The 13064-nt window shown below is 61.9% G+C and carries 10 protein-coding genes and 3 pseudogenes; 5 read left to right on the forward strand and 8 right to left on the reverse strand.

The window, feature by feature from the left end; genetic code table 11:
- Window positions 1–79: 79 nt before the first annotated feature.
- Window positions 80–502, reverse strand: coding sequence for a hypothetical protein (locus tag AAFG16_RS09730; RefSeq protein WP_342738980.1), 423 nt, complete (start codon window positions 500–502; stop codon window positions 80–82).
- Window positions 503–594: 92 nt separating this feature from the next.
- The gene (locus tag AAFG16_RS09735) at window positions 595–939 is read right to left on the reverse strand and encodes a DUF1236 domain-containing protein (RefSeq protein WP_342738981.1); all 345 of its coding nucleotides are present in this window, start codon (window positions 937–939) and stop codon (window positions 595–597) included.
- Between the two features lie 199 nt (window positions 940–1138).
- On the opposite strand from AAFG16_RS09735, the pseudogene AAFG16_RS09740 reads away from it, so the two are divergent.
- Window positions 1139–2041 (forward strand): annotated as a pseudogene (locus AAFG16_RS09740) (divalent metal cation transporter); the annotation flags it as partial.
- Window positions 2042–2082: 41 nt separating this feature from the next.
- On the opposite strand, the gene AAFG16_RS09745 reads toward AAFG16_RS09740, so the two are convergent.
- The gene (locus AAFG16_RS09745) at window positions 2083–3210 is read right to left on the reverse strand and encodes an AI-2E family transporter (RefSeq protein ID WP_342738982.1); all 1128 of its coding nucleotides are present in this window, start codon (window positions 3208–3210) and stop codon (window positions 2083–2085) included.
- A gap of 676 nt (window positions 3211–3886) precedes the next feature.
- Between AAFG16_RS09745 and ligD the strand changes: the two genes are divergently transcribed.
- On the forward strand, window positions 3887–4834 hold the full coding sequence (ligD, locus tag AAFG16_RS09750) for a non-homologous end-joining DNA ligase (protein ID WP_342740883.1): 948 nt from the start codon (window positions 3887–3889) through the stop codon (window positions 4832–4834).
- Window positions 4835–4862: 28 nt separating this feature from the next.
- Here the strand turns inward: ligD and AAFG16_RS09755 are convergent.
- Window positions 4863–5683: pseudogene (locus AAFG16_RS09755) on the reverse strand (ribonuclease HII).
- A gap of 259 nt (window positions 5684–5942) precedes the next feature.
- Between AAFG16_RS09755 and AAFG16_RS09760 the strand changes: the two are divergent.
- A complete protein-coding gene (locus AAFG16_RS09760) occupies window positions 5943–7046 on the forward strand; it encodes a DNA topoisomerase IB (RefSeq protein ID WP_342738983.1) in 1104 nt (367 codons plus the stop codon).
- A 398-nt stretch (window positions 7047–7444) separates the two neighbouring features.
- Here the strand turns inward: AAFG16_RS09760 and AAFG16_RS09765 are convergent.
- From AAFG16_RS09765 to AAFG16_RS09775, 3 genes and pseudogenes are all read right to left on the reverse strand, one after another.
- Window positions 7445–7846: pseudogene (locus AAFG16_RS09765) on the reverse strand (hypothetical protein); the annotation flags it as partial.
- 20 nt (window positions 7847–7866) lie between these two features.
- The gene (locus AAFG16_RS09770; RefSeq protein ID WP_342738984.1) at window positions 7867–8067 is read right to left on the reverse strand and encodes a hypothetical protein; all 201 of its coding nucleotides are present in this window, start codon (window positions 8065–8067) and stop codon (window positions 7867–7869) included.
- A 94-nt stretch (window positions 8068–8161) separates the two neighbouring features.
- Window positions 8162–9019, reverse strand: coding sequence for a hypothetical protein (locus tag AAFG16_RS09775; protein WP_342738985.1), 858 nt, complete (start codon window positions 9017–9019; stop codon window positions 8162–8164).
- A gap of 208 nt (window positions 9020–9227) precedes the next feature.
- Between AAFG16_RS09775 and AAFG16_RS09780 the strand changes: the two genes are divergently transcribed.
- Window positions 9228–9467 carry a hypothetical protein gene (locus tag AAFG16_RS09780; protein WP_342738986.1) on the forward strand — a complete coding sequence of 80 codons (240 nt, stop codon included), beginning with the start codon at window positions 9228–9230 and terminating at the stop codon, window positions 9465–9467.
- A 292-nt stretch (window positions 9468–9759) separates the two neighbouring features.
- A complete protein-coding gene (locus AAFG16_RS09785; RefSeq protein ID WP_342738987.1) occupies window positions 9760–9981 on the forward strand; it encodes a hypothetical protein in 222 nt (73 codons plus the stop codon).
- A gap of 733 nt (window positions 9982–10714) precedes the next feature.
- Here the strand turns inward: AAFG16_RS09785 and AAFG16_RS09790 are convergent.
- Entirely contained in the window at window positions 10715–12913 is a 2199-nt protein-coding gene (locus AAFG16_RS09790; RefSeq protein ID WP_342738988.1) for an ATP-binding protein, read from the reverse strand.
- Window positions 12914–13064: the final 151 nt, after the last annotated feature.

The raw sequence follows: 13064 nt of genomic DNA on the forward strand, positions 1-13064 counted from the left end.
TGAGCGAAGTCGATCCGCATGCAACGGGGCCGCGCTATGGAGGCGCGGCCTTTTTTCGACATCACGCGCCAGCATTCCGTCACCACCATCCGCCGGCAAATGGGTCGGGCCGCTCGAAGGCAAGACGCCGGTCGGGCGCTCCTTTCTGTAGTTTTGCCGAGCGCTTCGGATGCGGGCGAACCGCTGCGGCCGCGCGCACAGGTGGCTCTTTCTTCACCTCAATGGCAGGTGCGGCAGGCACTGGGGCCATGGCTTCGCCCACCTTTTGCTGCGGTACTACAGGGAGCGGATCGGCCTGCGCGATCGTCGGCGCATCGGTGCGAGGACGCGTGTCGAACACGATCTTCTCCGGAAGGCTTCTCGTCGACGTAATTCGGATAATGGTCCTGTCCGGATCGGAGGGGCCCGCGCGCTCGACAGGGGGCGGCAGGTATCGGTCCGCAGCGAAGAGCAGCGCCAGCAGCAGCGCGCCGACGAAGACGAAGTATCTGATGATCGGCATGGACGGCCGCTCGCAAGGAAGGAATCAGGAATCGGTGGGCCGGAGCGGACGCAGGCGGGCCGCTTTTGTTTCAGCGACCCGCCCGGAAGGATTCAGTCGATCTCCTGGACGACCGTGCGCGTCGAAGGACCGACCAGCATCACGCGATCGCCGGAGTAGACGTAACGGTACTTGGTGAGCGACGGCCCCCAATCGGCGGGCACGGACTCGAGCTCGATTTCGCGAGGCACGGGCTGCCCGACCACGATCTTCTCGCGGGTCTGCACGGGGCGCACCTTATGTTCGGTGACGTAGGTGCGGATCTTCGTGCGGGATTCCGGCTCGATCTGCACGGCAGCGGCGTGGCCCGCGCCGGTGGTGGTGACGACCGTGGACTGCGCCATCGCGCCGGTCGAGATCAGCGCAGCAGCCGCGCACGTCAGCATCAGCTTCTTCATGAAAATCTCCTGGCCGCAGGATGCGGCATGCGAGAACCCGCGAATGATGGCAAGGTTCCGGATTCGCGACAGGAAATTGCCTGTTTTTCCCAAGCGCGCTGCGATTGAAATCGACTGCGCGCGCGACCGTGCGGACCCTTGGGGCGGTCGGAGCGTTGACAGTTCCGTGGCTAAAACAAGCGGAGGGTCGGACGTGGCGATGAAGGAGGGCGCGCGCAAGAAGCCGATTGAGAATGAAGATCAGGACAGCTTTTTGCAGCGCCTTGGTCCTGGCCTGATTACCGGCGCTTCCGACGACGATCCTTCTGGCATCGGCACCTACAGTCAGGCGGGCGCCCAGCTCGGATTCGGCGTCGGTTGGACGATGCTGATCACCTATCCGCTGATGGCCGCAATCCAAGAAATCTCGGGACGCATCGGTCGGGTCACAGGCCACGGCATCGCAGGAAACGTCTGCCGGAATTTCCCGGCACCCGTTATATGGTCCATGATCGTGCTGCTCTTCGTCGCCAACACGATCAACGTCGCCGCCGACCTCGGAGCGATGGGCGATGCTCTCAAGCTTCTGATCGGCGGACCGGGCACGCTTTACGTCGTGGTCTTCGGCGCCGTTTCGGTGCTCGCGCAGATCTTCTTCAAGTATGAGCGATACGTCTCCATCTTGAAATGGCTGACGTTGGTGCTCTTCGCCTACGTGATCGCGCTTTTTCTCGCAAAGGTGCCGTGGGGCGAGGCACTGAGAGGATTGCTCATTCCCAAGCTCCAATGGGATGGGCCGTTCCTGACAACCTTGGTCGCCATCCTAGGGACGACGATCTCACCCTATCTGTTCATCTGGCAATCTTCTCAGGAAGCCGAGGAGCAGCGGATCGATCCTGACAAGAAGCCGCTCAAGCGCGAGCCCGAGAAGGACGCCGAGGAGGTCAAGCGGATCCGGATCGACACCCTTGTGGGCATGGCAGTGTCGAACGTCATCGCTGTCGCGATCATCATGACGACGGCAGCAACGTTGCACGCATCCGGCAAGACCGACATCGAATCGTCCGCACAGGCCGCGGAAGCCTTGAGGCCTGTCGCGGGGGCGATGGCCGAGTTGATCTTCAATTGAACTTGGCGACGCCCGTTTCCGCGATAGCGGCTTCGTCATGCCTCAGGAACTGGCCGGAAAATCCACTCGCGCCACATCGCCATTAGCGCAGCCATGATGACTGGGCCCACAAAGAGGCCCATAAGGCCGAATGCGGACAAGCCGCCGAAAATTCCAACGAACGCGAGCAGGAATGGGAGCCTCGCTGAGCCGCTCCCCAGCGTCGGCCAGATGAAATGGTCGCCGGCAAACATGACGAGCGAGCCCCACAAGAAGACCGCCGCCGCAGCGATGCCGCTTCCGCCCTGCGATATTGTGGCGATGGCTGCGACGGTGAAGGCCAACCAGGCGCCGAACGGGATCATCGCAAACGCCGTCGTAAGGATAACGAAGATCAGGGCGTTGGGCACCCCAGCGACGAAATAACCGATTCCTATCAGCAATCCTTCGCCAAGGGCTACCAGCACTGTACCGTTCACGATCGCGCGGGTCGCATCAATCATCTTTTCGACCAGACCTTCTCCCGCATCTCCGAAGAGCCTGTCGCAAGTCTCGAGGAAGCGGCTCGCAACCGAGCGGCCGCTGCGAAGCAGAGCGAACAAGGCCAGCAACGAGAAAAACAAGAGGAACAGCCGATGCATAAGCTGACCGCCCAACGTTCGAAAGAGCTCGGATACGTTGTCCGCATTGACCGACTTCAGCCATTCAGTGACTGCCTTGGGATCGGAAAGATTGGCCCGCCACCATAGCTCCATGCTCTCGGCGGCGATCGGCAAGCGGGCGATCCAGTCGGGCACCCCGATGCCGCTCTCGCGTGCCCTCTTCAGCCAATCGGCGAGCAAATTACCTTGTTGCGCAACCTCATATACTGCAACTGCAATCGGCGTCACCAGGATCAGCGCGACGAGGACGGTAAAGACGAACGCTGCCGACCCGGACGGTCCACCCGTGACGCGTGTGGCGAATGCCAGATAAAGAGGCCACAGGGTGATTGCCATGATGGCGGCCCAGATGAGAGCAGGCAGGAAGCTTGCGGCAGTCCACAATCCGAGCACGACCAGCATCAGCGCCAGGACAATTCTGGCCTTCATGCGCGCCCCCGCTCCGAGAGGGAGCGGCTTTTGTTCGGCCGGCGAGGCTGCCGAATGAAGTCTCTTCGGTTTCCCGTTGGCTGTGGCGGTCATGAGACCTTCCGGCCTTTCCCGGCTGCGCCGCTACCGTCTTGCGGTAGCTGACGTTTGGTCCGCTGACGGACCGAACTGCGGGACCACACGCTTGGAAATACGGACCACATGAACTTTGCCTGTCGTGGTCCCTCGTCTCTGGATCCGTCTGCTGCGCCAGGCGGCCACCTCGTTCTCCAAGCGAGATACTTCGTCCTTGACTTCGCCGTCGCGTTCGTTCGCCGCGGGCATCCAGTCTTTCCTCCTCAGGCCCTGCACGCTTAAAACGAGACAAGGCGACGTATGTTCCGTTACCAGGAACAACCGGGAGGATGCCCTCGTTCTTCCCGGAGGAGCATCGCATGAGCTTAAGAAAGTCGATCGAAGGACTCAGACCCTACCCGTCGCTCTTCTTGCTGGCTCTACCGGCGGCTACCGTAGAGCCTATGAAGCTCGTCGCGGTAGCGGTGGCAGGAGAGGGCCATTGGATCACCGGGACGGCGATGATCGTTGCGTGCTACGCATTCAGCCTTCTGGTGGTCGAGCGGCTTTTCGTCATCGTGAAGCCGAAGCTGCTCACGATCCCTTGGTTCGCGAAACTCTGGAAAGCTTTCGTTTCGGTTCGGACGAGCGTGATCCGGACATTCCGTGGCGGCCGAACAGATCAGATAGTTCGCGAGACGCGATCGGCTCCGAAATGAGCCGAAAGTCGACGTTGCCCAAACGCCTGCAGCCGATGCTGGCCTCGCTCACCGATGGTCCCTTCGACGATCCCGATTGGGTATTTGAGGACAAGTACGACGGATTCCGGAAGGTCTGCGAGATCCGCAGGGGCAAGGTGGCGTTGTACAGCCGCAACGGCAAAATCATCAGCCATTCGTATGTAGAGGTTGCACAGGCCCTGGAAGGCGTGAAAGGCGACGCCGTGATCGACGGGGAGCTCGTCGCCATCGGCAATGACGGCGCATCCCATTTCCAATTGCTCCAGAACGCCCTCCGCCATGAGGCCAAGCTTCTGTACTGCGCGTTCGATCTCATGTTCGCTGACGGAGAAGACCTTCGCGCGCTGCTGCTCTTGGAGCGCAAGAAGCGGCTCAAGGCCATCCTGCCGCGCCACAAGCTGATCGCGTACAGCAACCACCGCAAAGGCAGTGGAACTCAATTCTTCGCAGAAGCCGAGCGAAGGCATCTCGAAGGCATCATGGCCAAGCGCGCCGACAGCCCGTACGCGTCCGGACGCCGCACCGTCGATTGGCTGAAGGTGAAGACCGCGCAGCGGCAGGAGGTCGTGATCGCCGGCTTCACGGCGCCGAGGCGAACCCGACCCTTCTTCGGCGCTCTCACGCTGGCAGTGCGGGAAAATGGCGGGTGGCGGTACATCGGCCACGTCGGCACCGGCTTCAGCCACCAGGTTCTCGAAGAGCTTCACGGCAAGCTCCTGCAGCTCAAGACGGCCAAATCGCCCTTTCCCGCCAAGGTGAAGGATGAGCAGGTCACGACCTGGGTCCGTCCTTCGTTGGTCGCAGAGGTGAAGTTCGCGGAGTGGACCAGCAAGGGAGAGCTGCGCCAGCCAGTCTATCTCGGGCTGCGGTCCGACAAAAAGGCCAAGGACGTCGTTCGCGAAAAGAGTTGGTCGCGAAGATAGCGCTGCCGTGAAGAGACGTCCGACCCGGTCAACCGGCGCGCTCAGAAGCAGAAGCCCACGGCGGCAGGGGCGGCAACCCGAGAGCCTTGCGTACTGGTCCGAACGATCGCCTGTGAGCTGCGCATGCGCCAAGCCTGGCGAGCGCCTCATAGCGAGCCGGCACCGGGTAGCCCTTGTGATCCGCGAAGCCGTAGCCGGGGTGACGCGCGTCGAGGGTCCGCATGACGGTGTCGCGCTCTACTTTCGCAAGGATGGAGGCGGCAGCGATGCTGGCGAACTTGGTGTCGCCCTTGATTATGGCGTGCTGGGGGAGGTCGATTTCCTTCAATCGCTTCGCGTCGATCAGCAGATGCTGCGGCCTCGACGCTAGTCCCCGGACCGCACGCTGCATAGCCTGGATGCCCGCCCAATAGATATTGATCGCGTCGATCTCCTCGACCTCGACGAACGCCACGCACCAACTCTCAGCCTTTTCCTTGATCTCCTTCGCGAGTTCTTCGCGAGCCGCGGCATCGAGTTTTTTCGAGTCGTCGATCCCGACTATCCGCGTGCCAGGCTTCAGGATGACGGCGCCAGCGGAGACCGGCCCGGCAAGAGGGCTCATTCCGGCCTCGTCCACGCCTGCCACGGCATGATGGCCGCTTTCCCAGAGAGAGGTCTCGAAGCGGAGCATCTTGCGGAGGCGCTGCCCTTCGGACCTGTTTTCGAGCGCCTTTTATCGATGGATGCCAGGATGGCACGTGCTCCCGCGCGGCCGTCAGCCCGCAAGATCTGTTCGACGCTGGCCTCGAGTGGTCTTTTCTCGATGACATAGCGCCGGCGCAAGGCATCGAGCGAATATTGGGACATAGCGGCCTTCATACACACTGACTGGGGGAGCCATGTCGGTGAACTTTGTGGCGATTGTCTGAAGTTAGGCGTTGCCGCCATCGTCAGCCTGCGTAGCGCCCCTCGAGAGGAACCGCCGGGCTCTAGCTGGGGGCAGGTATTCTGCGGCTACTGATCTGCATCTACGACGCGCCGATCTCCGAACGGAACCAACCGCTGCCTTCATTCCTTTAGAAAAGAGTGGAGCCTCGATCCCCGGGTGCTTCCGAGGGACAGGCCCATGCTCCGAGAGACTCGCAACGAAGAACAGGTTCTGGACCGCACCGCCGAGGTCGCAGCCACCATTGCGGAAGAAGGCCTTCGCTATGTCAGCGACTCCGCGCCCGGTTACGCTCGCAAGCGGACGGGGACTACCTTCAGCTACTACGACAAGGACGGGAAGCGCATAACCGATGCCGCCGTTATCCGACGCATTAAGTCCATCGGTATCCCGCCGGCCTATGAATCCGTCTGGATCTGCCCCTCGGCGAACGGCCACATCCAGGCGACCGGGCTCGATGCGCGGGGCCGCAAGCAGTACCGCTACCACGCGAAATGGCGCGAGCTCCGCGACCAGAACAAGTACGAACACATCGTGCAGTTCGCTGCCGCGCTGCCCGCGCTGCGCGACCGTGTCGCGGCCGACATGAAGCTGGAAGGGCTACCTCGCGAGAAGGTTCTGGCCACGATCGTCAGTCTTCTGGAGAAGACTTTGATCCGGGTCGGCAACGCCGAGTACGCCGAGAAGAACAAATCCTACGGGCTCACCACGATGCGACGAAAGCACGTTGCGGTGGGCCGCGGCGTCCTTCGGTTCGACTTCACGGGCAAGTCGGGCAAACAGTGGAAACTTCGGGTCGAGGACAGGCGGATTGCTGCCATCGTGAAGCGCTGCGCGGAAATCCCCGGACATGAGCTCTTCAAGTACCTGGATGACGACGGGCAGCCGCGTACCGTCGATTCCGGCGACGTCAATGCCTACATCAAGGACATCACAGGCGAGGACTTCAGCGCAAAGGATTTCCGGACTTGGGCGGGGACGGTTCTGGCGGCGTTGGCCCTGACCGAGTTCAAGAAGTACGACAGCCAGGCCGAGGCGAAGCGCAACGTCGTCGCCGCGATCGAGAGCGTCTCGAAGCAGCTCGGCAACACGCCCGCAATCTGCCGCAAGTGCTACGTGCACCCTGAAGTCTTGAGCGCCTACATGTCCGGTGACCTCGTCAAGATGATCGAAGCCAAGATTGCGCAGAAGTTCAAGCGACAGTACGCCAAGCTCACGCCGGACGAGATCATGGTTCTGGCGTTTCTGCGCAAGCGTCTCGATTCTCTGAAGGCCCCCGCCTAGTCCCGCGATCAGTGTTTAGACGCGCTCTCCGCGACCGATTGCGGGTCGGCCTTAGCTGCGCGCTCTCTCGTCGGCGGAACGAACTCTTGCCTTCGGATCGGGGTTGTTGGGCTTGTCCGGGCGAACGGGACGCTCGCGGATGGCCGTAGCTTACGGGCCGGCTTCCATCCTAATCCCGCCCTTTGCCGGCTCTTTGAATGCGCGTGCATAATCGGCGGCCTAATAGCCGAATCGAAGCGCATTCATAGTTCGGAGCGGCATAGCCGCAAACAAGGTAACGGCGGTACGCTTGGGGCTGCGGAGGCAACCGACGGTCCGGGACTATCAAGCCGCCCGGCTCCGCTGGCGGCTTTTTTCATGACCAACCTATTTTTCATGCCCAACCTAGGAGGCGTTCGCCTCGCTCGTTCGCAAGCTTCGCGGCGGCGTTCTCGGCGCTCGCGCCGCCGCTTGGCCCGATCGGCGGCCTGCCGCAGCGGTGGAACAGGTGACGTGGACGCCGCAATGGAATCTTCAACCGCGGGCACCTGGACAGCCTCCGACGCCCCTACGCGGGCCTCCATGAGGTCGAGCACTGCCCGTCCTTTGGCTGTGATCTTCGATCCCCCGCTTAGGCGCTCGACCAGTCCTTGTGACCAAATGTCCAGGTCGGGCGCCTTGGCCGCGAGCCGCCTGGTCCGGTCCGCCCAGTCGCGGCCACTCGTCGCCAGGATAGCCATGTCACGCTTGAGGTCTTCCATCACGGCAAACCCGTCCGGGTATGCCGCCAAGATCTTCAAAACGGTGACCTGGAAGTTCACGTCCGCGCCCCGGCTTTCAGTTAGCGCCACATGGTGGGCGCGTGCGAGAGGGCCTTGCGGCCGACCTGTCTGAGGTCTTCGGGAGAGAGTTCGCCGCTGGTGGCGGCCTCCAGGATCTTCGATGCCACATGCGTACGCGCCCCGATCTCGCGATGCGGAAGACCCTCGCATACTTCTTCGAGGACCGCGCGCAAAAGCGCGGTGGTTGCTGTGTCGAACATGAGCGCCCCCGTCCGGGAAAGTCCCATCCTAACTCGGTTTATTCAGGTTTGGGATTCAGGCATGTTAAGAGTCGTCTGGAAACGCGCCTTGACGCTAAGGCAGCAGCGGCGCCGCCGGCGTGCCGAGATGCGAGGCGATCGCCTCGATGCAGCGAGCGTGTTCTGCCCGTCTCGCCGCAAAAGCCGGCAAGTCGGGATCGGACTTGAGCTTATATCCGGCCGCGGAAAGTCGCCTGCAGACCATGACTACCTCTGACGCAGTCTGTTGAGCGTTCTCGGGCTCCAGGCCGATCAGCCCAGCGATATCACGGACGAGACGCAATCCTTCGTCGCGCAGCAGGACGGCGGCCGCCCGGCTCTTCGGATCGTCGATCAGAAGTTCGAAGATCAGTGCGATGTCCATCATGGTGCCCAGCGCCCCTGGCCAGCCAGCACCGGTGCCGACCGAGCGGAAGTAGATCAGGGAGGGGTGGGACGCGTGGCTCTGCAGCACCGAGGCGCACCAGTCTCGCCCGTCATACAGGAGCCGCCGGATCTCCTCGGGGGCATCCAGGTCGGCATAGCGCTCGAGCATCCCGAGCGCCGAGGGCGGCTGGCCCGATGTGGTGGTGATCTTGAGGACGCCGCGGTCCCGCCGGGAGATGCCCTCCTGCACCTCAAGGAGGTAAGTGACCGCCATTGTGAGCACCGCCAGACCGCAGATGCCAGCAGCGACTAGCACCCAGTGCGCGGGGCCATATGCCTCGATGCCCGACAGACCGACGGTGGCGAGCGCACTGCCCGCGATGAAGGCGGCCTGCTCGAAGCTATCGGCATGTGGAGAGAACCAGTTCCCTAGCCCGTGCGCGATGAGGCCGAAACCGACCAGAAGCAGCGTCATCCAGACCACGAAGGACGCCATCAGCACGGATTGAGCGAAGCTCGTCGAGCCCCCAGTTTTGCCGCGGCGCATCCGCTTCCAAGCCGCCGCGCGACGCGCAAGGCACCTCTGGATTCGCCGGGTACCACCACGGTGTCGAAGACGTCCCGGCCTCGCTGTGCTGGGCATGACCAATGTCCATTCAACCTGAACGGGGGTGAACTCTACCGGTTCCTCAATAGCGCTGGGAAGACAGGAACGAAACGTGCGGAGGCGGCTTGGTCGCAAAAGGAATGACGACATGAAGCTGTCCCGATTTGCCCTGCTCGCCGTGGTTCTCGTTCAGGTGGAGGTGGCGGAGGTGGTGGAGGGGGCGGCGGTGGCGGCGGATCCGCTGGCGGCGGTACCGGCGGCGGCGCCAGTTCAGGTGCCGCAGGAACGGGCTCAACATCTTCGGGCACAGGATCTGCGGGCCCGGCCGCCACCGGCACGAACGGAAATGCGTCGTCGGCGACAGGCGCGACCGGAGGCCCTGGACTGAGCGGAAATGCGGCGAACGGCAACTCCAACAATCAGACGACCGGCAACGCAAATGGCCAGGCCACCGGCCAACTCCCCAATCAGCAGAGGGGGAATGGCAACCGGCTGAGCACAGGATCAGCACCTGGCACCAATACGGCCGGTACGGCGGCGCCGTCGGGCTCTCCTGGGGCCAACGCCCAGAACACCGCTCCTGCGGGCGGCATCGGCAAGCCTACAACTACGAACGAGCAGGACAGCGACGCCAAGATCGATCGCGAGAACAACAAAGCCGACAAGACGGTGGAGAAGATTTGCAAAAATTGCTGAAAGTCATGTCGTCTACATCGGCTGTCCTAGTAGCCGCCCTCGCGCTGGTTCATTCTGCAGAGGCCAGGAGCAAAGGACACAACCATCGCTCGCCGACGCCAGCGGTCGAGCAGAGGACGATGGATAAGGCGACCGGCGCGCAGTCGCGCGATCCGTCCGACATTGCTTTGGAAAAGAAGATCAAGAGCATCTGCCGAGGCTGTTAGCCAGAGCGGCAGAGAGGCGTCGTAGGTCCAGCAGGCAAGTCGCCATCGGCTACCGGACCAATCGGCCGGCCGGGAGGTACGGCAACCCGTCCTTCAAGGACCTGGAGGATCTTTAGCTGCGGCCGACGACCGATATGCTGCTGCGTTATCCAATTTCACCGATGCACGCCGCATGAACGATCGCGCCGACGTGGCCTCCGCAGCAATGGCTGCATGAGCGGATCGAAGCTTCTCGATGTTTTCCGAACTTCTCTGGGCCGGCGCAGCCTTGCAATTCCGGACCGGCTTTCGTCCCGGCGCCGGCGGGGCCTCTGAAATGGCCGCTTCGGCGCGAAGCAAGAGCTCATCTTCATCAATGGCCGCTGCGGAAAGGCGGGAAGCACTGGCGCACAGCAGAAGGAAGAGCGCGCGATCCGCCTTGTATCGTGCTCCCGCTCGATTGTGCTCCCATTCGGACATAAGTGCCTGCCCCGTGGCGGCAAAGACAGCCAATTTCCAGCGGCTTCGCCCACGCCTTTTCAGCACGATCGCGAACTGAGCGAACCGGCCGCAACGCTCGCTACTCTGCGGAGAATCCCGCATGCCACGACCCCAGGGACTTGTCTCGAAGCTGAAATTACCGAACTGACCCGATCAAGCAAGGTCTACTTTGGCCCAACGGTTTCCTCCGCTTTCGCGGTGCAGAAAACATGCGGCATAGCTGCTGAGTGTTTGAAGGGCAGCCTCCGTCAGTCTACTTCGCATCAAGGACATCGCGGACCTTTGCCGCGAGTTCGCTGAAACTGAAAGGTTTGACGATCAACTGAACGCCCTTGTCTAACCGGCCATGATGGATGATGGCGTTCCGCGCGTATCCGGTCGTGAACAGCACCTTCAAAGCGGGACGGAGTGTCTTCGCTTGTGCTGCGACCTGTGCGCCGGTCAGTCCGCCAGGCAAAACTACGTCGGTGAAGAGCAGATCGACCCGAGGCTCCCGCTCAAGGAGACGCAAAGCGGCAGGTCCGTCGTGGGCTTCGATGACGCGATAACCCAGTTCACGGAGCGTATCGACGGAGTAGGCTCTCACGTCCTCATCGTCCTCCAAAACAAGGATAGTCTCCTCCTGTGCGCCTTCGGGACTGGGGAGCGAATCGGAGTCTTCCCTCAATCCCTCCGCCGCGATGCGCGGCAGATAGAGCTTCACCGTCGTCCCTTGTCCGATTTCGGAGTAGATCTTCACGTGTCCGCCAGACTGCTTCACGAACCCGTAGACTTGGCTTAGACCGAGACCTGTTCCTTTTCCGACTGCCTTTGTCGTAAAGAAAGGCTCGAAGGCTTGCGCGATTGTCTTTGGCTCCATGCCGACGCCGGTATCCGTTACGGCGATGGCGACGTATTGGCCGGGTACGACTTCGCTGTGCGCCGCGACGTATGCTTCGTCGATGTGTGCATTGCTGGTTTCAATGGTAAGACGTCCGCCATTCGGCATGGCATCGCGGGCATTGACGGCGAGATTGATAATCGCGGCCTCCAGTTCGGCCGGATCGACTTCGACGCGCCACACTCCTGCACCGAGTACGGTTTCCACCGAGATCGTCTCGCTCAACGTGCGATGCACCATTTCGGATAGGCCGTTCACCAGTGCGTTCACGTCGAGAGGCTTCGGATCGAGCGGTTGCCTACGCGAGAAAGCCAAGAGCCGCTGGGTTAGCGTGGCTGCGCGCTGCGCCCCGTTCATCGCGTGCTTGGCGGCGCGCTGGAGGCGAGCGGATTCTTCCGGCAGATTGCGCTTGATCGTATCGAGGTTGCCGATAATGACCTGGAGCAGATTGTTGAAGTCGTGCGCGACTCCGCCGGTCAATTGACCGACCGCCTCCATCTTCTGCGATTGGCGCAGAGCTTCCTCATTCTTTCGTAGCTGCTCGGTTCGCTCCGTCACCTGCTTCTCGAGCGTCGCATTCAGTTCTACCAGAGCCTCCTGCGCCCGCTTTCGCTCGTCGATCTCGCGCTGCATCGCCTGCGAGAGGCGGACGTTGTCTATCGCCACAGCGGCCTCCGCAGCGAGGCCCGAAAGGCCGCGTTCGGATCTCTCGTTGAACACGCCCGTCTTCGCGTGACCGAAAAACAGGCCACCGAGAACCTCGCCCGTACGGGAGATCACAGGCACTGCAAGATAGCTGCGGACCGGCAGATGCCCCTCGGGCATGCCCCGACGGGGCGTATTCTTTCCGTAGCGCGGATCTCTGGTGATGTCGTCCGAACGGACGATGCCCTCGCCATTGAACGTAGGCGCGAACACCTCCGTGTTTCGCGGCATGGGAAATTTCGAGAACGCCTCCATGGGAGCTCCCGACAGGGTGTAGAGCGTGTAGCTCTCGCCGGCGTCGTTGACCAGGTTGTAGAAGAAGGCGCCAAATTCCGCGCCGGAAAGCTTTACACCGGCATCGGTGACGATCTGTACAAGCTTGTGGAGGTCAGTTTCGCGAGAAATCTCTGAACTAGCATGGTTGAGAACTTCCAGTGCCTGACGTTCTTCCCTGATGTTTTCTTCAGCGTCGCGCTGAGCCGTCCTGTCCCGCAGGATTTTGATGAACCCGACGATGCGCGTTCCATCACGAATGGGGCTTAGTTCTCCGACGGCCCAGAAGCGACTGCCATCCTTGCGGAACCGCCAACCCTCCTCGCCGCCACCCTTGCCAACCGAGACGGCGTCATCGATCTCACGGAGAAGCTGGGCCTGCTGGTCTTCCGCCGCAAAGATGCGACTGAGCGACTGGCCGAGCATCTCGGCCTCGTCCCATCCGAGGATGTTGGAAGCTCCATTGTTCCAGCTTGTTACCGCGCCGCGGGGATCTGTGGTGATGATGGCCGTGTCAGTGGCGCCGTTGACGATCTGCCTCCATTGCCAAGCGGCTATTTCGGCGGAGGCATCCGCTTCGCTTCTTCGCGTCATGTCACCCCAATTCCCGGCTGCCAAACCGACTGTTCGACGGCTGGGTGCCGCCGCTTGATCAAATTAGTTTTTCTGTAAGGAGGGCCGACGCTGGCCGAGCGTCAACGTGAACGTGAGCCCCAGGTTCCAAGGGCACCCCCGAAGCTCATTT

The sequence above is a fragment of the Bradyrhizobium sp. B117 genome, from assembly GCF_038969555.1.
Lineage (GTDB): Bacteria > Pseudomonadota > Alphaproteobacteria > Rhizobiales > Xanthobacteraceae > Bradyrhizobium.

Coding starts and splice junctions, on each gene's coding strand:
- AAFG16_RS09775 (WP_342738985.1), bottom strand. CDS start 9,019: ATGCGCCGCGGCAAAACTGGGGGCTCGACGAGCTTCGCTCAATCCGTG.
- AAFG16_RS09745 (WP_342738982.1), bottom strand. CDS start 3,210: ATGACCGCCACAGCCAACGGGAAACCGAAGAGACTTCATTCGGCAGCC.
- AAFG16_RS09730 (WP_342738980.1), bottom strand. CDS start 502: ATGCCGATCATCAGATACTTCGTCTTCGTCGGCGCGCTGCTGCTGGCG.
- AAFG16_RS09760 (WP_342738983.1), top strand. CDS start 5,943: ATGCTCCGAGAGACTCGCAACGAAGAACAGGTTCTGGACCGCACCGCC.
- AAFG16_RS09735 (WP_342738981.1), bottom strand. CDS start 939: ATGAAGAAGCTGATGCTGACGTGCGCGGCTGCTGCGCTGATCTCGACC.
- ligD (WP_342740883.1), top strand. CDS start 3,887: ATGAGCCGAAAGTCGACGTTGCCCAAACGCCTGCAGCCGATGCTGGCC.
- AAFG16_RS09790 (WP_342738988.1), bottom strand. CDS start 12,913: ATGACGCGAAGAAGCGAAGCGGATGCCTCCGCCGAAATAGCCGCTTGG.
- AAFG16_RS09780 (WP_342738986.1), top strand. CDS start 9,228: ATGAAGCTGTCCCGATTTGCCCTGCTCGCCGTGGTTCTCGTTCAGGTG.
- AAFG16_RS09770 (WP_342738984.1), bottom strand. CDS start 8,067: ATGTTCGACACAGCAACCACCGCGCTTTTGCGCGCGGTCCTCGAAGAA.